The organism is Nonomuraea purpurea, assembly GCF_042650645.1.
GTDB classification, from domain to species: domain Bacteria; phylum Actinomycetota; class Actinomycetes; order Streptosporangiales; family Streptosporangiaceae; genus Nonomuraea; species Nonomuraea purpurea.
In genome coordinates this window covers 71953-93846 of record NZ_JBHSBI010000025.1, presented here as the reverse complement: position 1 = coordinate 93846, position 21894 = coordinate 71953, and the positions used below count along the sequence as shown (strand labels likewise).

The 21894-nt window shown below is 68.4% G+C and carries 21 protein-coding genes; 10 read left to right on the top strand and 11 right to left on the bottom strand.

Going from position 1 to position 21894, the window contains the following annotated elements:
- Positions 1 to 88 precede the first annotated feature (88 nt).
- The 3 genes from ACFOY2_RS38050 to ACFOY2_RS38040 form a co-directional block, all read right to left on the bottom strand.
- Complete coding sequence (locus ACFOY2_RS38050; protein WP_379532958.1) at positions 89 to 877, bottom strand: ABC transporter permease; 789 nt, start codon at positions 875 to 877, stop codon at positions 89 to 91.
- A 68-nt stretch (positions 878 to 945) separates the two neighbouring features.
- On the bottom strand, positions 946 to 1761 hold the full coding sequence (locus ACFOY2_RS38045) for an ABC transporter permease (protein WP_379532957.1): 816 nt from the start codon (positions 1759 to 1761) through the stop codon (positions 946 to 948).
- Positions 1758 to 2756 (bottom strand): ABC transporter substrate-binding protein, encoded by a 999-nt coding sequence (locus tag ACFOY2_RS38040; RefSeq protein ID WP_379532956.1) that lies wholly within the window; start codon positions 2754 to 2756, stop codon positions 1758 to 1760. Before ACFOY2_RS38040 ends, ACFOY2_RS38045 begins: the two co-directional genes overlap by 4 nt.
- A 622-nt stretch (positions 2757 to 3378) precedes the next feature.
- Between ACFOY2_RS38040 and ACFOY2_RS38035 the strand changes: the two genes are divergently transcribed.
- From ACFOY2_RS38035 to ACFOY2_RS38010, 6 genes are all read left to right on the top strand, one after another.
- On the top strand, positions 3379 to 6126 hold the full coding sequence (locus ACFOY2_RS38035) for a sensor histidine kinase (RefSeq protein ID WP_379532955.1): 2748 nt from the start codon (positions 3379 to 3381) through the stop codon (positions 6124 to 6126).
- A gap of 37 nt (positions 6127 to 6163) precedes the next feature.
- Positions 6164 to 6586 (top strand): roadblock/LC7 domain-containing protein, encoded by a 423-nt coding sequence (locus ACFOY2_RS38030; RefSeq protein WP_379532954.1) that lies wholly within the window; start codon positions 6164 to 6166, stop codon positions 6584 to 6586.
- A gap of 65 nt (positions 6587 to 6651) precedes the next feature.
- Positions 6652 to 6999 carry a DUF742 domain-containing protein gene (locus ACFOY2_RS38025; protein ID WP_379533019.1) on the top strand — a complete coding sequence of 116 codons (348 nt, stop codon included), beginning with the start codon at positions 6652 to 6654 and terminating at the stop codon, positions 6997 to 6999.
- Positions 6980 to 7567 (top strand): GTP-binding protein, encoded by a 588-nt coding sequence (locus tag ACFOY2_RS38020; protein ID WP_379532953.1) that lies wholly within the window; start codon positions 6980 to 6982, stop codon positions 7565 to 7567. Before ACFOY2_RS38025 ends, ACFOY2_RS38020 begins: the two co-directional genes overlap by 20 nt.
- A gap of 89 nt (positions 7568 to 7656) precedes the next feature.
- Positions 7657 to 9036 (top strand): aldehyde dehydrogenase family protein, encoded by a 1380-nt coding sequence (locus ACFOY2_RS38015; protein ID WP_379532952.1) that lies wholly within the window; start codon positions 7657 to 7659, stop codon positions 9034 to 9036.
- Positions 9037 to 9041: 5 nt separating this feature from the next.
- On the top strand, positions 9042 to 9485 hold the full coding sequence (locus ACFOY2_RS38010) for a hypothetical protein (protein WP_379532951.1): 444 nt from the start codon (positions 9042 to 9044) through the stop codon (positions 9483 to 9485).
- Here ACFOY2_RS38010 and ACFOY2_RS38005 read toward each other — a convergent pair.
- The 8 genes from ACFOY2_RS38005 to ACFOY2_RS37970 all read right to left on the bottom strand — a co-directional run bounded on the left by ACFOY2_RS38005 (position 9463) and on the right by ACFOY2_RS37970 (position 17116).
- Positions 9463 to 10245, bottom strand: coding sequence for an ABC transporter permease (locus ACFOY2_RS38005; RefSeq protein ID WP_379532950.1), 783 nt, complete (start codon positions 10243 to 10245; stop codon positions 9463 to 9465). The genes ACFOY2_RS38010 and ACFOY2_RS38005 overlap by 23 nt on opposite strands.
- The gene (locus tag ACFOY2_RS38000) at positions 10242 to 11009 is read right to left on the bottom strand and encodes an ABC transporter permease (protein WP_379532949.1); all 768 of its coding nucleotides are present in this window, start codon (positions 11007 to 11009) and stop codon (positions 10242 to 10244) included. The genes ACFOY2_RS38005 and ACFOY2_RS38000 overlap by 4 nt, the downstream gene beginning before the upstream one ends.
- Positions 11006 to 11953, bottom strand: a complete 948-nt coding sequence (locus tag ACFOY2_RS37995) for an ABC transporter substrate-binding protein (protein ID WP_379533018.1) — start codon at positions 11951 to 11953, stop codon at positions 11006 to 11008. Before ACFOY2_RS37995 ends, ACFOY2_RS38000 begins: the two co-directional genes overlap by 4 nt.
- A gap of 55 nt (positions 11954 to 12008) precedes the next feature.
- Positions 12009 to 12986 carry an ABC transporter substrate-binding protein gene (locus tag ACFOY2_RS37990; RefSeq protein WP_379532948.1) on the bottom strand — a complete coding sequence of 326 codons (978 nt, stop codon included), beginning with the start codon at positions 12984 to 12986 and terminating at the stop codon, positions 12009 to 12011.
- A 94-nt stretch (positions 12987 to 13080) separates the two neighbouring features.
- Positions 13081 to 14529, bottom strand: coding sequence for a dihydroorotase (locus ACFOY2_RS37985; protein ID WP_379532947.1), 1449 nt, complete (start codon positions 14527 to 14529; stop codon positions 13081 to 13083).
- A 15-nt stretch (positions 14530 to 14544) separates the two neighbouring features.
- Positions 14545 to 15321 carry an ABC transporter permease gene (locus tag ACFOY2_RS37980; protein WP_379532946.1) on the bottom strand — a complete coding sequence of 259 codons (777 nt, stop codon included), beginning with the start codon at positions 15319 to 15321 and terminating at the stop codon, positions 14545 to 14547.
- Positions 15318 to 16127, bottom strand: a complete 810-nt coding sequence (locus tag ACFOY2_RS37975) for an ABC transporter permease (protein WP_379532945.1) — start codon at positions 16125 to 16127, stop codon at positions 15318 to 15320. Before ACFOY2_RS37975 ends, ACFOY2_RS37980 begins: the two co-directional genes overlap by 4 nt.
- A complete protein-coding gene (locus ACFOY2_RS37970) occupies positions 16124 to 17116 on the bottom strand; it encodes an ABC transporter substrate-binding protein (protein ID WP_379532944.1) in 993 nt (330 codons plus the stop codon). The genes ACFOY2_RS37975 and ACFOY2_RS37970 overlap by 4 nt, the downstream gene beginning before the upstream one ends.
- Positions 17117 to 17660: 544 nt before the next feature.
- Between ACFOY2_RS37970 and ACFOY2_RS37965 the strand changes: the two genes are divergently transcribed.
- Genes ACFOY2_RS37965 through ACFOY2_RS37950 form a run of 4 tightly spaced genes read left to right on the top strand, consistent with a single transcriptional unit; the run spans position 17661 to position 21847 of the window.
- Entirely contained in the window at positions 17661 to 20408 is a 2748-nt protein-coding gene (locus ACFOY2_RS37965) for a sensor histidine kinase (RefSeq protein ID WP_379532943.1), read from the top strand.
- On the top strand, positions 20405 to 20827 hold the full coding sequence (locus tag ACFOY2_RS37960) for a roadblock/LC7 domain-containing protein (RefSeq protein WP_379532942.1): 423 nt from the start codon (positions 20405 to 20407) through the stop codon (positions 20825 to 20827). The genes ACFOY2_RS37965 and ACFOY2_RS37960 overlap by 4 nt, the downstream gene beginning before the upstream one ends.
- Positions 20828 to 20832: 5 nt before the next feature.
- Entirely contained in the window at positions 20833 to 21279 is a 447-nt protein-coding gene (locus tag ACFOY2_RS37955; protein ID WP_379532941.1) for a DUF742 domain-containing protein, read from the top strand.
- Positions 21280 to 21286: 7 nt separating this feature from the next.
- Positions 21287 to 21847, top strand: coding sequence for a GTP-binding protein (locus ACFOY2_RS37950; protein ID WP_379533017.1), 561 nt, complete (start codon positions 21287 to 21289; stop codon positions 21845 to 21847).
- Positions 21848 to 21894 lie beyond the last annotated feature (47 nt).

Here is a 21894-nt window from a genome sequence, read left to right as displayed (position 1 = left end):
GCGTGATCTTACTCTTGCCCGTCGTCCCTTGTCACGGTCCACGGCGCATGCTCGTTCAGCTCCCGTACGGCGTGCGGCACGACCGGCTCTAGCCGACGAGCTGCTGCGCGGCGTGGTGCCAGGCGAGCACCCGTCGCTCCACGACCAGGAACAGTTCGTTGAGCAGGTAGCCGAGCACGCCGAGCAGCACGATCCCGGCCCACATGGCGGGCAGGTCGAAGGTCGAGTACGCGTAGGTGAGCTGGAACCCGATGCCGTTCGTGGTGCCGGGCAGCAGTTCGGAGAAGACCATGACGATCAGGGACAGCGACAGGGCCAGCCGCAGCCCCGCGAACACCTTCGGCAGCGCCGACGGCAGGATCACCTTCATGAGCCGCTCGCCCCGCGACAGCCGGAACACCTGGCAGGTCTGCAGGTGCAGCGGCTCGACCGAGCGCGCGCCGTCGGCGGTGTTGAGCAGCACCGGCCACACGATGCTGAACATGATGAACGCCAGTTGCATGCGCAGCCCGAACCCGAACACCACCACGAAGACGGTGATCAGCGCGGGCGGCGGGATCGCGCGCAGGAACTGCAGCACCCCGTCGAGGTAGTCGTAGACCCGGGCGGACAACCCCAGCGCCAGCCCGAGCAGGACCCCGGTCAGCGCGCCCCCGGCGTAGCCTGCTGCCATCCTGCCCAGGCTCGGCAGGATGTCGCCGATGGCCGCGTCCGTCAGGAACAACGTGCCGGGCGGCCCTGAGAACCACATGGCGTGCATCCGCGCCACGATCACGCTGGGCGCGGGGAAGAACGTGCTGGCCGCCAGGGTCGTGGCGGCCTCCCAGAGCAGGACGAGCACGACCAGCACCAGCCAGCGTAACGCGGTCGTGCGCACACCTCTTCTCCTGACGGGCCGGACGATGCGGACGGTCCCTGGTTTACCTACCCACGGGGCGGCGGCCTTCATCGTGTCTCTCCCAACCGCGCATGATGCCAGCGGAACGCCCGCCGCTCCACCGCCACCAGCAGTGCGTTGACCGCCACGCCGAACAGCCCGACCCAGAACACCCCGGCCAGGATGTCGGTCATCCGCGCGGGCACGGCGATGCCGGCGAAGAAGATGAACACGCCGATGCCCTCGCCCCGCCCGGCCACGATCTCGGTGCTGACGGTCAGGATGAGTGCCACTCCGGCGGCCAGCCGGATCCCGGTGGTGATGAAGGGCGCCGACGAGGGCAGCGACACGCGCAGCAGCACCGCGAGCGGCCCGAACCCGTACGCCCTGAGCGACTCCTTGGCCACCGGGTCGACGCCGCGCAGGCCGTACATCGTGTTGTAGAGGATGGGCCACAACGCGGCGTAGACCACGAGCGTGACGCGCAGTTGCAGGCCCGTGCCGATCACCAGGGCCACCAGCGGGATCAGCGCCACCGACGGGATCGGCCGCAGGAACTCCACGACCGAGCGGGTGGCGGCGTCGATGATGGGCACGCTGCCGAGCAGCAGACCGAGGGGGACGGCGATGGCCGCCGCGACGCCCAGCCCGATGGTCCAGGCGAGCAGGCTCGTCACGGCGTGTGCCTGGAAGGCCGGGTCGAACGCGAGGGCCGCCGCCCGGCCGATGATTTCGCTGGCGGGCGGCAGGAACGCGGGGTCGGCCAGGCCGGTTCTGCTGAGCAGTTCGATCAGCGCGGCGAAGGCGAGCGCCCCGGCCGCCCGGCGCGACCAGCGTGTGGCCGAGGTCGCCGGGCGGGGACGGGACAGGGTTTGAGCGCTCACCCGGACGTGGTCGCCGACATCAGCGTCTTGACGTCGATCGACTTGTTGAGCCACTTGGCCTCCAGCATCCAGTCGGCCACCCGCTGGAGGCGGACCGGGTTGTCGTTGCTGGAGAAGTACGGGAAGGTGACGGTGGCCGCGGTGGCCGCGTCGATCTGCGTGAAGTTCGGCAGCACCTTGGCCACGACCTCACGGTTGTTCTCCATGAGCTTGGCCGCGTTGTGGATGGCCCGCTGGAAGGCCGCCGCAACCTTGGGGTTCTTGTCGTACCACTCCTGTGTGCTGACGTAGCCGGAGATCGGGAACTCCGCGGCGGGGCCCGACGCCGGGTCGATGATCTTGCGGGCGCCCATCGAGGACGTGGCCGCCGTGACCATGGGCTCGCCCAGGTAGGCGGCGTCGATCTGGCCGCCCTTCCAGGACGGCATGATGTTCTGGAACGTCACCGGCACATATTTGATCTTGGTTGGGTCGACGTTGTTGGCTTTGAGCACCTGGCTGAGCGCGAGCTCCTGGAAGTTGTGCAGGACGTTCACGTTGACCGTCTTGCCTTCGAGGTCTTTGGCCGTCTTGATAGGCGAGCCCGGCAGCGCCATGATGCTGAGCGAGTCGGGGGCGGCACGCGAGCCCTCGGCCAGGATCCGCAGTTTCAGCGCGCCCTTGTCGTGGGCGGCGAACATGGACACGTAGTTGCCGAACATGGCGTCGATCTCGCCCTTGAGCAGCATGGGGATGGCCTCGGGCGCTGCCTGGACGATCTGTGGCGTGACGTCCAGGCCCTCCTTCTCGAAGAGCTTCTGATCGATGGCGACGTAGATGGCGGCGCTGTCGATGGCAGGCAGCGTGGCTACCTTGATCTTCGTCTTCTCCAGGCCGCCGGCGGACGCGGACGGCGGCGTGTCGGGGGTCGTCGAGCCGCCGCTGCTGCACGCCGCGGCGCCGAGCGTCAAAGCGAACCCGATGATGGCGGCCCTGGCAGCGTTGCCAAGCCTCATGTCAGGGACTCCCTTCGATGGAGCCAGGGGGGACCGGGTGGCTTCTGCTCCCGGGGGCTCTGTGTGCCTGACGCACAACAGGGATCGACCGTAGCACCTAATTGGCGGTCATTATCGGGAAAGGAACACTTGTGGTTGCAATGTCCGGTTGCCGCTCTATCGTAAAAATTGATCGCCGAAAATTCTAGAGGTTTGTCCGGTTTGTGAAAGGAGGTGACTGGCGGGACCGCTGGTGCTGATGGGGTTGATTGTAAGACGTTTTCCGCAGGTCCTTAAGTGGCTTGTGGGGCGATCTTATATTGCCCGTTTCAGCAGATAGGAAGGCTCTCACACCGATTCTGTCGTATTTTTCGGACATTATGGGATAAACGCCTCATCGGGGCACTAGTAGTGGTTGGCCCGTGCCAACCCGTGTGCTCAAATGACGCTTATCTCGAAGTACATATTGCCCCACGTGCATTTACCTGCATGGTCACCGAGTATTCCCCTCCGGGGCGAGAGGTTGCGAAGGCAAGTGAGAACGCAGAGCGCTGAAGCTTCCGCTGACCGCGAGCCGCACGGGCATGAGAGGCGTCGGTCGTCCAGCCCTTCCTCGAAAAGGTTCGGACTGGGCAACTGGCACGTGCGTTCGCGCCTTGTCGCGCTGATCGTCGTTCCCACGGCCGTGGCCGTGGGTTTGGGCGGGCTGAACGTGATCACCTCGCTCAACGACGCCAGCACCTACCAGACCCTCAGAGAGGTCGCCGAGCTCAGTGATCAGCTCGGGGCCGTCACCCACGACCTGTCCTTCGAACGTGACGAGACCGCTCTCTACATCGCCCAAGGCCGCCCCGACAACCGTGAGGCCCAGCTCCGCAGCACCTACAGCGGGGTGAACAACCTCATCGACGAGGCCAAACGGCGGGCGCAGGCGCTCACCGACACCCACGCCGAGGCCGTCAGGCCCGTGCTGCGGCGTCTGGACGAGATCCCGACACTGCGCGAGACCGCGGTCAGCGGGAAGATCCAGCCCCTGCCGATGATCCAGAAGTACTCGCAGATCATCGCGACCCTCCTGCAGTTCCACGACCAGGTCGGCCAGGTAGCCGTCGACGACCAGGTCTCCCACAGCGCCAGCGCGATGGCCGCGATCGCCAGGGCCAAGGAGCAGGCGTCCAAACAGCGCGGCATCCTGGCCAGCGCGCTGGACAACAAGAGCTTCGACAGCGGTGAGTACGACGCGCTCACCGACGCCAAGTCGCGTGAGGAGAGCGAGGAGACGCTCTTCGCCACGCTGGCCAACCTCGACCAGCTGGAGCTCTACCGCAACACGGTCGTGGGCAGGGACGTCGACCAGACCGACCTGTTCCGGCTGCGGGCCATGGCGCAGTCGACGGAGGGCAAGGAACTCAGCATCGGCGTCCAGCCCAACAAGGACGTCTCCACGTGGTTCGACGTCAGCACCGGCAAGATCGACGCGCTGCGCAGCGTGGAGAAGGACCTGTCCTCCTCCGTCATCCTGCGCGCTCGCGCCTTGGAGGAGGGCGCGAACCGCTCGGCGCTGATCTCCGGCGGCCTCATCCTGCTGCTGCTGATCGTGGTGCTGGCGATCATCTCGCTCATCGCCCGCTCGCTCATCAGACCGCTGCGCAAGCTGCGCCGTGAGGCCCTCGACATCGCCGGGCAGCGCCTGCCCGAGACCGTCCAGCAGTTGCGCGAGAGCGGCGACGGCACGGTGGGGCCCGTCGTCCCGATCGGCGTGGACACCCACGACGAGATCGGGGAGGTCGCGCGGGCCTTCGACGAGGTGCACCGCGAGGCGGTACGGCTGGCGGGGGAGGAGTCGAGGCTCCGTAGCAACGTCAACGCGATGTTCGTGAACCTGTCGCGGCGTTCGCAGACGCTGGTCGAACGGCAGATCACCCTGATCGACGGGTTGGAGCAGGGCGAGCAGGACGAGCAGCGGCTCGGCAACCTGTTCAAGCTGGACCACCTGGCCACGCGTATGCGGCGCAACAGTGAGAACCTGCTGGTCCTGGCAGGCCAGGAACCGCCCCGCCGCTGGAGCCAGCCGGTGAAGCTGGTCGACGTCACGCGGGCGTCATTGTCCGAGGTCGAAAACTACGAGCGGGTCGTCCTCCAGGTTCCGGACGGCGTCTCGGTGGCCGGCCAGGCCGTCAACGACGTCATCCACCTGCTGGCGGAGCTGGTGGAGAACGCGTTGTCGTTCTCGCCGCGCGAGACCCGGGTGACGTTGTCGGGCAGCAGGATCGACGGCGGCGGCGTGATGTTGTCGATCACCGACTCCGGCATCGGCATGACCCCCGAGGAACTGGCCGCGGCCAACGAGCGGCTGACCGAGGCGCCCAGCGTGGACGTGTCGGTCTCACGCCGGATGGGCCTGTTCGTGGTCGCCAGGCTGGCCCACCGCCACGGCATCAGGGTGCAACTGCGCCCGCACGCCTCCGGCGGACTGACTGCCATGGTGCTCATCCCGGAGAACATGCTGGGCACCCAGGCGCCCTCCTTCGCCGACTCGCCGTCCATGACCGGCACGCAGCAGCCACCTGCCCTGGCCGGCGCGGCGGCAGGGCCCGAGCCGTACGCGGGGCCGCATCCGGCGCCGACCGCCACGGACTGGCCGCAGGCCCCCTACCAGATGGGCCCGGGCCACCCGTCCTTCCCGTCGAATCCGGATCAGGGCGGCAACTGGCAGCAGCAGCCCCCATGGAAACCCGACCCGAACGCCTGGCCCGCCGAGCCCCGCTTCGGCGGCTACGAGAACTCCGACGTCTGGACCCCGCCCCGCGGGCCGGCCTGGAACGGCGACCGCAGCCTGCCCAGACGCCCGGTGTCGGAGCCGAGCGGCTGGAACAACTCCGACCACCCGTCCGGCGGCTGGAACAGCCCGGAACAACCACCCGGCTGGCAGACCGAACCCGAGCCGCCGCGGCCCGGGTTCGGTTTCCCCGACGCCGCCGACCCCGTCACCGGCCCCATTCCCGCGGTCCCGCCTGCCTCTGCGGGTGACGATTTCCTGCCGATCTTCGCCGCAGTGGAGTCCGCCTGGTTCGGACGGAACAAAACGTGGGAATCCAGCAAAGCAGACGAAGGCTGGAGCGCGGCGGAGGCTGTGGTGGAACCGGTACGCGGTGGCTCGACGGCTTCTGGGTTACCCAAGCGGGTGCCCAAGGCCAACCTGGTGCCCGGCTCGGCCGACACGCCGGCCTCGCCGAAGGGCGTCACACCGATGCCGTCGGTCTCGCCCGACCGCATCCGCAACCGGCTGTCGAGCTTCCAGCAGGGGTTCCGAGCGGCACGTGACGACATAACCGAGGGCAGGGCGTTCCCCTCTGGCCCCAAGAACAACGACAGGGAGGAGGGTCCATGACCGAGCTAGGAATCATGGGGCCGACCGAGGAGGGTCCATGAGCGACCTGAGCCACGCGGCGCGCGGAGTCGACTGGTTAATCACCGACTTCGTCAGCACGGTTCCCGGGGTCGCGCACGCGGTGGTCGTCTCGTCCGATGGGCTGCCGTTGGCGGCGTCGTCGGGTTTTCCGGCTGATCGGGCTGATCAGCTGGCCGCGATCGCGTCGGGTTTGGTGAGTTTGACGCAGGGTGCGGCGAGGGTGTTCGAGGGTGGTGTGGTCAATCAGACGATCGTGGAGATGCAGCGCGGGCTGATGCTGATCATGTCGATCAGTGATGGTTCGTGTCTGGCGGTGCTGGCGGCGCCTGACTGTGACATGGGTCTGGTGGCGTATCAGATGACGCTGATGGTTGATCGCGCCGGTCAGGTGCTGACTCCGGCTGTGCGCGCCGAGTTGCGCGCCAGCCAGATCAGGTGATGTAGGTGACAGACCCTCGATGGAACAGCGGCGGTTGGGCTCCTCCGCCCCAACCCCAGTCGTCGCTGAATCCCGACCCCGCATCGCCCGTCCGCCCGTACGCCGTGACAGGTGGACGGACGGCGCCGCGGGTCAAGCTGGCGATGGAGGCCCTGGTGTCCTCGGCGACCGCCGAGAACCGGGAGATCTCGCATATCACGCCGGAGTACCAGGCGATCAGCCAGCTGTGCCGGCAGGTCAGGTCCGTGGCAGAGGTGTCGGCTCTGCTGCGGATCCCGCTCGGCGTGGTACGGGTGCTGATCGCTGACATGGCGGCCGAAGGTCTGGTTCGTGTGCATCAACCACAACTGGACGCGGGCAGGCCGGACGTAAATCTGCTCGAAAGGGTGCTCAGTGGACTTCGCAGGCTCTAGCCCCGGCCTCACCTCGACGAAGATCGTGGTGGCCGGAGGTTTCGGGGTGGGCAAGACGACGTTCGTCGGCGCGGTGTCGGAGATCATGCCGTTGACCACGGAGGCCGTCATGACCGACGCCTCCGCCGGTATCGACGATCTGGCCATGACGCCGCTGAAGTCGACCACGACCGTGGCGATGGACTTCGGCCGGGTCTCCCTCGACCGCGACCTGATCCTCTACCTGTTCGGGACCCCCGGACAGCACCGGTTCTGGTTCATGTGGGACGACCTGGTACGGGGTGCGATCGGCGCCGTCGTGCTCGTGGACACGCGCCGTCTTGCCGACAGCTTCCCGGCGATCGACTACTTCGAAGAGGCGCAACTGCCGTTCGTGGTGGGCGTCAACGGCTGGGACGGCGACTATCCGCACAGCGACGTCGAGGTGCGCGACGCGCTGACGCTGTCCCCGCACATCCCGCTCGTACGCCTGGACGCACGCTCCAAGGACTCCGTCAAGAACGCGCTGATCCACCTGGTCGAGCACGCGCTCTCGGTCAGGATGGCCGTCCCGGGGTGGGGCGGCTGAGGCTGCCCGTGCGCCCTCGTTGACAGGGCCGACACCCTCATGATCACAATGGCTGCGGTTTCCCCAAGCGTGGCAGGAGCCCGTGGCCGATGAACGTGCGCGATCCCCTCACCGGGCGGCTCGACAGGCCGCTCGCCCCCGTCTCGCCCGAGCGCCTCGCCGCCACCGCGGCCGAGTTGCGCGCGATGTCCCCCTCCTGGAACGACGCCGACCGCGGCGCCGTGCTGACCAGGTTCGGGGCCGCGCTGGCCGCTGACGAAGACCTGCTCGCCGCCCTGGTCGCCGACACGGGCCGGGTGGCGGAGTCGGTGCTGGAACGGCAGATCGTCGCCGGCCTGATCGCCCGATGGGTACGCCAGGCGCCCGCCCTCCTCCAACCCCTGCCAGAACGCCCCGCCTCCCTGCCGGGGATCGTCGTGGGCGGGGACGCGGTGCCGTACGAGCTGGTCGGGGTGATCAGCCCGTGGAACTTCCCGCTGCTGCTCGGCCTCATCGACGCCGTCCCCGCGCTGGCCGCCGGGTGCGCGGTGCTGGTCAAGCCGAGCGAGGTCACGCCCAGGTTCATCGAGCCGCTGATGCGGCTGGTCCCCGACGAGCTGCCGCTCAGCGTCGTGGAGGGCGACGGTGAGACGGGCGCGGCGCTGGTCGGCCTGGTGGACGCCCTGGTGTTCACCGGCAGCGTCGAGACGGGCCGGCGGGTGGCCGAGTCGGCCGCCCGCGCCTTCGTGCCCGCCCACCTGGAGCTGGGCGGCAAGGATCCGGCGATCGTGCTGGCCGGGGCCGACCTGGACCGGGCCGCCTCGGCGATCCTGTGGGGCGGCACCGCCAACGCCGGGCAGTCCTGTCAGTCCATCGAACGCGTCTACGTGGCCCGCGAGGCGCACGACGAGTTCCTCGCGCGGCTCGTGGACAAGGCCGCGCAGGTGGGCCTGACCTGCGAGGGCGGCCCGATCGGGCCGATCATCGGCCCGGGGCGGGAGGACGTGATCGCCGCCCACCTGGCCGACGCCGTGGCCAAGGGCGCGCGCGTGCACACCGGCGGCGAGATCGAGCGGCACGGCGGCGGCCACTGGTGCCGCCCGACCGTGCTGTCCGGCGTCGACCACACCATGACGATCATGACGGAGGAGACGTTCGGCCCCGTGCTGCCCGTCATGGCCGTGGACGGCCCCGACGAGGCGGTCGCCCTGGCCGACGACTCGCTCTACGGCCTGTCGGCCGCGGTCTTCGCCGCGACGGAGGCCGAGGCCATGGCCGTCGCGGCGAGGCTGCACGCCGGCGCGGTCAGCGTCAACGACGCCGCGCTGACCGCGCTCGTGCACGAGGGCGAGAAGCACTCCTTCCGCCTGTCGGGGCTCGGCGGCTCGCGCATGGGGGCCGCCTCCATCGCCAGGTTCCTGCGCCGCAGGGCCTACCTGGTCAACCGATCCGAGGCCGCCGACCCGTGGTGGCACACGACGAAGGAGTGAGGCGCATGGGACTTCGCGCGGACATGCCGCTGCTGGCCCGCCACGAGGGGGAGTGGGAGGGCGACTACCTCCACCTCGACCGCGAAGGGAACCCGATCGACCGGCACCGCGTCCACATGACCTGCGCGATCCTCGACGACGCCGTCTACCACCAGACCAACCGCTACACCTGGGACGACGGGCGCAGCGAGGTGCACGAGTTCCCCGGCACGTATCTCGGCGGCGGCCGGTGCGGGTTCGACACCGAGCGGATCAAGGGCGAGTTCTGGGAGCTGGACGCCGGCACCATCTACCTGAGCTGGCAGTACAAGGCCGAGGGCGAGGACCTGCGGCTGTACGAGATGATCGTGCTGAGCGAGGACGGCAAGTCACGCAGCAGAACCTGGCAGTGGATCAAGGACGGCGTCTGCGTGAAGCGCACCCTCATCAACGAGTGGCGCCGTTCCTGACACTGTGGTGCCACGACAACACCGTCCGCTCGACGCCCAGGAACGCGGCGTTGAGCGCGATGCCGAGCAGCCCGAGCAGCACGATCCCCGCCCACATGGCCGGGATGTCGAACTTGCTCTGCGCCTCCAGCATGCGGTGCCCGAGCCCCTCGCTGCTGCCGACCAGCTCCGAGATGACCATCATGATCAGCGCCAGTGACACGCTCAGCCGCAGCCCGGCGAAGATCTTCGGCGCGGCCGCGGGCAGGATGACGCGGGTCAGCCGCTGCCAGGCGCTCAGCCGGTAGACGGTGCCCGTCTCGATGTACTGGCGGTCGACGTGGCGGGCGCCGTCCATGGAGTTGATCAGCACCGGCCAGATGACGCCGTACACGATGGAGGCCAGCTCCATCGGGGTGCCGATCTTGAACAGCACCAGGAAGACCGGCAGCAGCGTGGACGGCGGCACCGAGCGGCCGAAGTGCAGCAGCGGCTCCACCAGCGCCGCCAGCCGGTTCGAGCGGCCGAGCGCCACGCCGGCCAGCACCCCGGCCGCGCAGGCCATCGCCCACCCGGCGAACAGCCTGGCCAGGCTGGGCAGCAGGTCGGCGATCGCCTCGTCGGTCAGGAACGCCCGCGACGGCGGGCCCGAGAACCACATCTCGTGCAGCCTGACCACGATCTGCGACGGCGGAGGGAAGAACACGGCCTGCGCCGAACGCGTGGTCAGCTCCCAGGCGAGCACGGCCACGGGCAGCGACCAGTACCAAAGGATCCTCACAGCGTTTCCCCCGTACGCGCCTCGTGCCAGCGGAACAGCCGCCGCTCACCGGCCGTGAACAGCAGGTTCGCGGCCAGCCCGATGAGACCGGCCCACACGGTCGCCGCCAGCATGCGGTCGACCCGGTTCGCGCTGCCGGCCAGCGACAGGAACGCCCCGATCCCGCCGCCGCCCGGCGCCAGCAGCTCCACGCTCACGGACACGATCAGGGTGACCGACACCGCGATGCGCACGCCGGTCGCGATGAACGGCGCCGCGCTCGGCAGGCTCACCCGCAACACCACCGCCAGCGGGCCGAAGCCGAAGCTGCGCAGCGTCTCCTTGGCCAGCGGATCGACGTCGCCCAGGCCGTACATCGTGTTGATCAGCAGCGGCCACGAGCACGTGTAGACGATCAGCGCGGTCTTGGCGTCGTGGCTGTCGGGGAACAGGAACATGGCCAGCGGGATCAGCGACACCGACGGGATCGGCCGCAGGAACTCCACCAGCGGCCGCGCCGAGCGCTCCATGAACGGCACCGTCCCGAACAGCAGCCCGGCGGGCACGGCCACCGCGATCGCGATCGCCAGCCCGCTCGCGCACGCCACCAGGGTGGCCGCCACGTCGGCCATGAACTGCGCCTCCAGCGGCAGCCGCGCCGCCGCGACCAGCACGTCCGACACGTACGGCAGAACGTTCGGGATCAACCCGGCCCGCCCGGCCAGCTCGGCGAGGACGAGGAACCCCGCCACGCCGAGCCCCCCGAGCACGATGCGAGCGGTCATCCGCCCTGCGGCGCGAACAACTGGGCCGCGTCCACCTTGTTCTTCAGGAACCCGTACCCGTGCAGCAGGTCGGCCAGCTTCTGGACACTGGCCCTGTCGGCCTCCATCGAGAACGTGCCGAGCGTCATCGCCGCCGCCGCGTCCGCGGGGATCTGCGTGTAGGTCGGCACCACCTCGTCGATCGCCTTCCTGTCGGCCCCCGCGATCTGCTGCGCCTTGGCCAGCGCACGGTGGAAGGCCGCGGCCGTCTTCGGGTTCTTGGCCAGCCATGCCTCGCTGACGCCCCACCCGTCGATCGGCACCCCGGCGGTCACGCCGCTCGTGGTGTCGATGATCTGCGTGCCCCCGGCCTTCTTGGCGGCGGTCAGGAACGGCTCGACCAGCCAGGCCGCGTCCACCTTGCCCGAGGACAGGGCGGCGAGCTGGTCGGCGAACGGCACGGCGACGTACTTGACGTCGTCCGGCTTGAGCCCGGCCTCCTGCAGGTGGGCGTTCGTCAGCGTCTCACCGAGCGCGGCCAGCACGTTGACCGCGATGTTCTTGCCCTTGAGGTCGGCGGCCGACTTGATCGGCGAGCCCTTGGCGACCACCACGCCGGCGACGTTGGGCGCGGCCTCCTGGCTGTGCTGGAAGAGCTTCAGCTTGGCCGCGCCGCTGTCGTTGATCGCCATCAGCGACACGTAGCTCGTCAGGAACGCGTCCATGCTGCCATTGGCGATCTTCGGCATGACCGCCTGCGGCGCCTGGATGATCTCCGTCTTGACGGTCAGGCCCTCCTCCTTGAACAAGCCGCGCTTCTCGGCGATGAACAGCGGCGCCGACGACGGCACCGGCACCACGCCGACCAGGAGCTGCGTCTTCTCCAGACCGCCGGCGGAGGACGCGGCCGGCTCGCCGCCGCCCCCTCCGCCGCCGCACGCGCTGAGGGTCAGCGCGATCGCCATACCCACGACTACGAACCTGGCCAGCTTCATCGCAGTGCCTTTCTCGTCAGTCCTGTCACCTGTCATCCGGCGACGCCATGACCGACTTCACGTCGATCGGCGCGTCGATATAGTCGTACTCGAGCATGAGGTCGGCCACCTTCTGCAGCCTGGACGCCTCCAGCGTGCTCGGGTAGGCACCCAGGGTGATCGCCTCGGCGGTCGTCCTGTCGATCTTCGTGTACGTCGGCAGCGCGGCCTCGACCGCCTTGCGATCACCGGAAGCGATCTGCTGCGCCTTGGAGATCGCCCGCCGGAAGGCGGCCAGCGTCTTCGGGTTCTGCCGCGCCCATTGTTCGGTGGCCACCCAGCCCGCGATCGGCAGGTCGGCCGTCGGCCCCGTCATCGTGTCGGCGATCGTGCGAAAGCTGAGCGCCTTGGAGTTGGCGGTGATGAACGGCTCGGTGACCCAGCCCGCGTCGGCCTGGCCCGAGGTGATCGCGTTGCCCATCTCGGGGAACGGCGTCTTGGCGAACGTGACGTCCGTCTTCGCCAGCCCGGCCGCCTTGAGCTGCGTCGTGACCGCCAGTGTGCCGATGTTCCCGAGGTTGTTGACCAGGAGGGTCTTGCCCTTCAGATCCGCCACCGTGCGGATGGGCGAGTTCTTCTGGACCATGATGGTGAAGGTGTCGGGCGCCGCCCGGTACATGTCGGCGACCAGCTTGATCTTCCTGCCCCTGCTCACGGCCAGGAACGTCGAGACGTAGTTGGTCTGCGAGACGTCCAGCGCGGCGCTCTCGATCTGCTGCAGCGCGGCGGCGCCGCCGGTGATCGTGACCGGCTCCACCGTCAGGCCCTCCGCCGCGAACAGGCCCCTGGCATTGGCGATGTAAAGCGCCACGGCGTCGGGGACCGGCAGCGTCCCGACCTTGATGACCGCCTTCTCCAGGGCTCCCGCCGACGGGCTCGGAGCCTGGCCGCCGCCGCAGCCCGAGAGCGCGAGTGCGGCGGCCAGGCCGAGCACGAGTGCGTGACAGCGCAGTGCGCGTGTCATGGGGGGGTTCTCCTCTTGCGAAGGGGGAGAGCGAGACACGTTACTCTGCGCGAGCGTACCCGAGGAGTGATCGAATCGGCAGGCGGACGCCGTTTCAGGCGGGTCTGGACACGTAACGGCCCACGGGCCGGCCCACGATCTTGCCGGCGTCCAGCACGTGGTTGCCGCGCACGAACGTGTCGGTGACCTTGGCGGTCAGCTCGAACCCCTCGAACGGCGTGTACTCCTGCGTCGACTCCGACTCCTGCGCGCGCACCGTCCACGTCTGCCCGGGGTCCACCAGGCAGATGTCGGCGTCGAAACCGGGCGCGATCGTGCCCTTGGTGCGCAGGCCGTACCGCTTGGCCGGGTTCCACGAGGTCAGCGCGGCGATCCTGCCGTACGGCAGGCCGCGGCGGCGGCCCTCGGTGATCAGGCCGGGCAGCAGGTACTCGGCGCCGCCGAACCCGGCCTTGGCCACGAAGACGTCCTCGCGCGGGTCGCCGAACTTGAGTTCGTCGCGGCAGCAGGCGTGGTCGCTGACGACCCAGTCCACGGTGCCGTCGAGCACGTACTCCCACAGCGCCTCGACGTCCTCGCGCGGCCTGATCGGCGGGTTCACCTTGGCGCCGATGCCACTGGCCGTCTCGACGTCGGCGAGCAGGTGACCGATCGTGACCTCGCGGCGGAAGTCGATGTGCGGGAACGTCGCCGCCATGCGCACGGCGGCGTCCAGGGCCTTGCGCGAGGACAGGTGCAGCAGGTTGACATTCGCCAGCCCCGTCTCGTGGGCGAGGTAGGAGGCGATGAAGACGGCCAGCCCCTCGGAGTGCGGCGGGCGGGAGGCGCTGTAGGCGGCCAGCCCGCTCAGGTCTCCGGCCTCCTCGACGAGCTTGGTGTAGGCGGTCATGATCTCGGCCGTCTCGCAGTGCAGCGACAACGAGATCTCGCCCGCCAGATCGGGGAAACGTTCCCTGGCGGCCTGCACGCCGCGCATCACGAACTCGAAGTGCGCGTAGTCATAACGTTCGCCCTCGGGCAGCATGAGGAAGGCCCGCTGGTCGTCGGAACGCCCGTGCAGCCCGTGCCCGCCGTAGAACATGAAGATCTTGAACGACGGGACGCCGAACCGCTCGACCAGATCGGGCAGCTCGCCGATGTGGCCGCTCGACATGGGCGCCAGGTGGAAGCCGTAGTCGACGTACGCCCTGCCCTCGGCCTGCCCCAGCACCTCGGGGAAGAAGTCGGCGTAGGAGCCGCCCTTGTTCAGGTAGTACTGGCCGGTCCGCATGTACGTGAGCGCGGTGGTCACGCCACCCTGAGCGCTCGCCCGGCTCTCCGACTCGGTGTCGTCGGGCAGCGGGTTGTAGATCCCCCAGTGCTGGTGGGCGTCCACGACGCCGGGGAAGGCCAGCTTGCCGCCTCCGTCGACGACCTCGCCGGCCCCGGAGAGTCCGGGCTCCACCCGGACGATTCGACCGTCGGAGACCGCGATGTCCGCATCGACGGGCTCGTCGTGGTCATGGGTCACGACCTTGACGTTCTTCAGCAAGAGCTCGGTCACAGAAATGGGTCTTTCCTAAGCGATGCGGAAGGCGTCGCGGTGCCAGGCCAGCACGCGCCGCTCAACCATGAGGAACAAGGTGTTGAAGACGAAGCCGAGCACGCCGAGCACCAGGACGCCCGCCCAGATGGCCGCCATGTCGGCACGGTTGTTGGCCAGGCTGAGCAGGTAGCCGAACCCGTCGGTGCTGCCCTTGAGTTCGGAGATGACCATCAGGATCAACGCCAGCGAGACGCTCAGGCGCAGCCCGGCGAAGATTTTCGGCGCGGCGGCGGGCAGGATGATCCGGAACAGCCTGATCGGCGCCGGCACGTTGAAGACGGCGGCGGTGTCGACCTTCACATTGTCGAGGCTGCGCGCGCCGTCGATCGAGTTGAGCAGGATCGGCCAGATGATGCCGAAGACGATGGTCGCGACCTGCACCTGCGTGCCCATCTGGAAGAGCACGAGGAAGAGGGGGAGCATGACCGGTGGCGGCACCGCGCGGCCGAACTCGACCAGGGGCTGCACGTAGTCGGCCAGCCAGGCGGTCCTGCCGAGCGCGACGCCGAGCGCCACACCCACCAGCACGGCCAGGCTCCAGGCCCCGACCACCCTGAGCAGGCTGGGCCCGAAGTTCTCCACGGCCTCTTCTGTCAGGATGTACGGCCCGGAGAACCACATCTCATACATCTTGCCCACGATGAGGGTCGGCCCGGGGAAGTAGGGACTGGCCTGCGACTCGGCGAGCAGCTCCCAGCCGATCAGGACGACGGGAACCAGCCACAACCGCTTGATCAAGGTCAGGATCATGCGGATCTCCACCTGAACAGCCGGCGCTCGGCGCGGACCAGCAGGATGTTGACGACGAGCCCGATCGCTCCCGCCCAGACGAGGGCCGCGATGACGTCGATCATCGCGTCAGCGCCGACGCCCGTGCTCGCCTCGATGAGGAAGCCGCCGATGCCGACCGCGCCGCCCACGATGTACTCCACGCTGATCGCCAGGATGAGCGTGATGGAGGCGGCCAGGCGTATCCCGGTCGAGATGAACGGCGCCGCGCTCGGCAGGGAAACCCGCAGGATGACCGCGGCGGAGCCGAAGCCGAACGAGCGCAGCGTCTCCTTGCCCACCGGGTCCACGTCGCGCATGCCGTACATGGTGTTGATCAGGATCGGCCACGAGGCGGCGAAGACGATGAGCGCCACCTTGGCGTTGAGCTCGGGCTGGAAGAAGAACAGCGCCAGCGGGATCAGCGCCACCGAGGGGATGGGGCGCAGGAACTCCACGAACACCCGGGTCATCTCCTCCACCACTGGGACCGTTCCCAACAGCAGGCCGATGGGGACGGCGACGAGGATGGAAAGAGGCAGCCCGATGGCCGCGGCGGTGAGCGTGCCCTGCAGATCGGCGAGGAAGTCCGGGTCGACGGCGAGCGTGACCGTCCTGGCCAGCGTGTCCGCCGCCGTCGGCAGCCATGTGACCAGGCCGGACATTCCGAGAACCTGCCAGACAAGCAGAAAACCCGCCACGCCTGCGGCGTGACGGGAGAACTTGATCAGCCGCGCGCGGGCGAGCGGGTCCCGCTCGCGCCGCGCCGGAAGGACTGTGGCCGTCATCCTTGGGAGGGGGCCGTGTAAATCATGGGAGCGACATCCATCTTCTGCTTGAGCATGCCGGAGTCGAACATCAGGTCCGCCACCCGCTGGACCCGCTGGGCGTTCAGCGAGGTCGGGTAGTTGCCGAGGTTCATCGTCGCGGCGGTCTCAGCCGGGATCTTGGTGTAGGTCGGGATCACCTTGGTCACGGCGCTGCGGTCGGTGGCCGCGAGGTTCTGCGCCTTGGCCATGGCCCGCTGGAAGGCGGCCAGCGTCTTGGGGTTGTCGGCCACCCACTTCTCCGTGGCGGCCCAGCCGGTGATCGGCAGGCCGTCGGTCGGGCCGGACATGGTGTCCAGCAGCATGGTGGCGCCGAGCTCCTTCTTGGCCTGGCTGACGTAGGGGTCGGTCATCCAGACGGCGTCCACGTCGCCCTTGTCCAGCGAGGAGAGCCAGTTGGGGGTCGGGACCTCGGTGTACTCGACGTCCTTGGTGGGGTCGAGACCGGCGATCTTCAGGTGCGGGTTCATGGTGAGGGTGCCCAGGCCGGCCAGGGCGTTGACGCCGATCTTCTTTCCCTTGAGGCCGGCGATGTCCTTGATGGGGGAGTCCTTCTTGACCATGATGCCGAAGGCGCCGGCCGCGCCCTGGTAGGAGTCGGCGATGTACTTGAACTTCTCGGTGCCCTGCTCCTGGATCGTCAGGATCGTGGCGTAGCTGCCGAGAACGATGTCCATGGCGCCGTTGGAGAGCTTGGGCAGAACCGCCTGGGGAGCCTGGATCGGCTCTTGCTTGACGTTGAGGCCTTCCTCCTTGAAGAAGCCGCGCTCAATGGCGATGAACAGCGGCGCCGAGTCCGCGCCGGGGTACTGGCCGATCAGGAGGTCGGTCTTCATACCGGCGGCGGCGCCAGAGCCTTCGCCCTTGTCGCCGGAGCCGGAGCATCCGGTGGCGACGAGGGTGGCGACAAGCCCGATCAGGGCCGTACGCCCTAATGCACCGAACCGCATTGCGGGTCTCCTTTGAACCGGGGGGTCATGCGAAAGGGGTGTTGAACGACGCTGGCACCTTAGCGCAGGCCGTACTTGCAGAGGGATCCAAGAGTTCACGAAATTATTTACATATATCCCCATATATGGCGATTTGAGGAGATTTGTCCGATTATTCGTGAGATGAACTCTTGACTTCGGGGGATCTCGTGCCGTGGGAGCCTTGGGATAGGTGTGGTGATTTGCGTAAAATAGCGAGCCGTGTGTCGACTGTGATCTTTGCGGTATTGGCCGAACTCTGGATGATGTGCTCCAATTGGCTCTCGCCCCAAGGGTGCGTCGGCGTCACACGGTTAACACGTGTTTGACGTGATCTTCGTGCACCAGACCATCCGAGGAGAGGTTGCGAAGGCAAGTGAAGACTGTTGTCCCCTCTGCGGGCGGGGATCAGGGCTTAACGGAACAAGCCCCCCAGCACGCGTCCCAAGGGCCACAGACGCCCGCGCCCAACGGCGCGGCGAGCAACCGACGGGCGGGCTCTCGCTTCTCCCTGCGTAACTGGCGAGTGCGCTCCAAGCTCCTGGTCCTGGTCGTCATCCCAACCCTTGCGGCGCTCGTGTTCGGTGGCCTGCGCGTCACCACCTCGATTTCCACCGCCGGCGAATACGCACAGGTCAACGAGGTGGCTGTGCTGGCGAGCCAGCTCACCTCCCTCGCGCATGAGGTCGAAATGGAACGCGACCTCACCGCCAAGTACGTTGCCCAGGGGCGAAGAACCGGAAACAGCGCACCACAGGATGTTTCTTCGCAATATGAGGTCGTCGACAAGCTTGTCGTCGAGGTCAAGGCCGGCGTCGACGGCCTCGCCGCCTCCGACAACACCGCGGCCCCCGACGCCCTGCGCATCAAGAACCGCATCAACGAGATCGCGACCTCGCGCGAGACGGCGATCAAGTCCCAGCTCGACGCGAACTCGGTCATCACGCTCTATGACCGGGTCATCTCCGACCTGCTCTCCCTGAACGACCAGATCGACCAGGGCGCGGTGGACAAGGAGCTGTCGGACAGCGTGGCGGGCTTCGCCGCCCTGTCCAGGGCCAAGCAGTTCGTCTCCACCCAGCGCGCGCTGATGCTGGAGGCCCAGGCCGCCAGGGGATTCGGCAAGCAGGAGCTCGACGCCTTCATCGCCGCCCGCGCCCAGAAGAACAGCGAGCTGGCCACCTTCAGGGCCAGGGTTCCCCTCCAGCTCCGCCAGGCCTACGACGACTCCGTCAGCGGCAAGGCCGTCGACGGCGCCGAGATCCTCTCCGCCCGCGCCCTGTTCCTGCAGGACCAGGGCAAGCTCGTCTCGGACCCCAAGCTCGGCCTCACCCGTGACGGCAGGAGCTGGTTCAACGCCATCAGCGAGACCATCGACGGCATGCGCAAGGTCGAGCAGCAGGCGGCCGACTCCATCGTGCTGCGCAGCCGCACCCTGGAAGGCGCGGAGCAGCAGAGCGCCGTGATCGTCGCCGGCGCCATCGTGCTCCTGCTCGTTCTCGTCCTGCTGGTGACCGTGTTCATGGCGCGCTCGCTGAGCGGCCCGCTGCGCAGGCTGCGCAGGGAGGCCCTGTTCATCGCCGGACGCCGCCTGCCCGACACCGTGCGCCAGCTCCGCGAGGCCGAGAGCGTCGGCGAGCCCGAAGTGCAACCCATCGGTGTCGCGTCCAACGACGAGATCGGTGAAGTGGCGCGGGCCTTCGACGAGGTCCACCGCGAGGCGGTACGACTGGCGGGGGAGGAGTCGAGGCTCCGTAGCAACGTCAACGCGATGTTCGTGAACCTGTCGCGCCGCTCCCAGACGCTGGTCGAACGGCAGATCACCCTCATCGACGGCCTGGAACAGGGCGAGCAGGACGAGCAGCGGCTCGGCAACCTGTTCAAACTGGACCACCTGGCCACCCGCATGCGGCGCAACAGTGAGAACCTGCTGGTCCTGGCAGGCCAGGAACCGCCCCGCCGCTGGAGCAAGCCCGTCAAGCTGGTCGACGTGGCCCGCGCCTCGCTGTCCGAGGTCGAAAACTACGAGCGCGTCGTCCTCCAGGTGCCCGACGGCGTCTCGGTGGCCGGCCAGGCCGTCAACGACGTCATCCACCTGATCGCCGAGCTCGTCGAGAACGCGTTGTCGTTCTCGCCGCGCGAGACCCGCGTCACCGTGTCCGGCAGCAGGATCGACGGCGGCGGCGTGATGTTGTCGATCACCGACTCCGGCATCGGCATGACCCCGGACGAACTCACCCAGGCCAACGACCGCCTCATGGACGCCCCGATCGTGGACGTGTCGGTGTCGCGGCGAATGGGCCTGTTCGTGGTCGCCCGGCTGGCGCACCGCCACGGCGTCAGGGTGCAACTGCGCCCGCACGGATCCGGCGGCCTGACCGCCATGGTCCTGATGCCGGAAGCGCTCCTCGGCGCCCAGGCCCCCGCCTTCCCTGGAGCGGGAGCTCCCACTGGTGTCGGGCCGATGGACATGCCCTCCGACGACGGCTTCGGCGCCCGGCAGCCCATGCAGCCGATGCAGCCCCCGGTGGCGCCGCCCGCGCCCCAGTGGCCCAACGGCGGCGGCTACCAGCCCGGCCCGGGACACCCGTCCTTCTCGTCCCAGCCGTCGTCGTTCGCCCAGCCGAGCATGGACATGCCCTGGCCGTCCGACCCGCGCGGAGCCGCCGGCACCACCGGCAACCGCGGCTACGAGACCTCGGACGTGTGGGTGCCCGCGCGCAACTCCCAAAGCCCTCCCGGCGAATGGGGACGCGACAACAACTCCCTGCCGAGGCGGCCCACGGGCGGCGCCGAGCCAGGGGACAACGGCCGGCCGAGCTTCGACTTCCCCGAAACCGAGTCCGCCGCGACCGGCCCCATCCCGGTCGTCAAACCCGCATCAGGGGGAGACGAATTCCTCCCGATCTTCGCCTCGGTCGAATCGGCCTGGTTCGAGCACGGGGACCAAGGCGCCGCCGCCGCAACCTGGGGTTCCAGCAAGGCGGACGCGGGATGGAGCGCGGCCGAGGCCGTGGTGGAGCCGGTACGTGACGGCTCGACGGCCTCCGGGTTGCCCAAGCGGGTGCCCAAGGCCAACCTGGTGCCCGGCTCGGCGGAAACCGTCTCGGCGCCGAAGGGCGTCGCACCCACGCCGGCGGTCTCGCCGGAACGGGTACGCAGCCGGCTGTCGAGCTTCCAGCAGGGGTTCCGGGCGGCACGTGACGACATCAGCGAGGGAAGGACGTATTCGTCCGGTCCGAGAAGTGTTGAAAGCAGGGATGAGCGCGCATGAATGACCTGAGCCAGTCGGCACGTGGCGTGGATTGGTTAATCACCGACTTCGTCAGCACGGTTCCCGGGGTCGCGCACGCGGTGGTCGTCTCGTCCGATGGGTTGCCGTTGGCGGCGTCGTCGGGTTTTCCGGCTGATCGGGCTGATCAGCTGGCCGCGATCGCGTCGGGTTTGGTGAGTTTGACGCAGGGTGCGGCGAGGGTGTTCGAGGGTGGTGTGGTCAATCAGACGATCGTGGAGATGCAGCGCGGGCTGATGCTGATCATGTCGATCAGTGATGGTTCGTGTCTGGCGGTGCTGGCGGCGCCTGACTGTGACATGGGTCTGGTGGCGTATCAGATGACGCTGATGGTTGATCGCGCCGGTCAGGTGCTGACTCCGGCTGTGCGCGCCGAGTTGCGCGCCAGCCAGACCAGGTGATGTAGGTGACAGACCCCAGATTCAACAGCGGCGGCTGGAACAGCGGTGGCTGGAACAGTGGCGGCTGGAACAGTGGCGGCTGGGAGCCCCCACCGCCCCCGCCCCCGAGCTCTGACCCCGCCTCGCCGGTCCGGCCCTACGCCGTGACCGGCGGGCGGACGGCGCCGCGGGTCAAGCTGGCGATGGAGGCCCTGGTGTCCTCGGCGACCGCCGAACACCGGGAGTTCTCGCACATCACGCCGGAGTACAAGGCGATCAGCCAGTTGTGCCTGCAGGTCAGATCGGTGGCAGAGGTGTCGGCTCTGCTGCGGATCCCGCTCGGCGTGGTACGGGTGCTGATCGCGGATATGGCGGCCGAGGGCCTGGTACGGGTCCACCAGCCGCAACTGGATGAGGGTAGGCCTGACGTCAACCTGTTGGAAAGGGTGCTAAGTGGACTTCGCAGGCTCTAGCCCCGGCCTGACCTCGACGAAGATCGTGGTCGCCGGCGGGTTCGGGGTGGGCAAGACGACGTTCGTCGGCGCGGTGTCGGAGATCATGCCGTTGACCACGGAGGCCGTCATGACCGACGCCTCCGCCGGAATCGACGATCTGGCCATGACGCCGCTGAAGTCGACCACGACCGTCGCCATGGACTTCGGCCGCGTCTCGCTCGACCGCGACCTGATCCTCTACCTGTTCGGCACGCCGGGACAGCACCGGTTCTGGTTCATGTGGGACGACCTGGTACGGGGTGCGATCGGCGCCGTCGTGCTCGTGGACACACGCCGTCTTGCCGACAGCTTCCCGGCGATCGACTATTTCGAAGAAGCGCAACTGCCGTTCATCGTCGGGGTCAACGGCTGGGACGGCCAGTACGCCCACAGCGATGCCGAGGTGCGCGACGCCCTCACCCTGGCCCCGCACATCCCGATGGTGCGCCTGGACGCCAGGCACAAGGAGTCGGTCAAAAGCGCGCTGATCAACCTGGTCGAGCACGCTCTGACGGTTCGGATGGCCGTGCCAGGCTGGAGCGGCTAGCGGAGCGGCTAGGCTGGAGTCTTAGACGTAAACCCGCTTCGAGGACT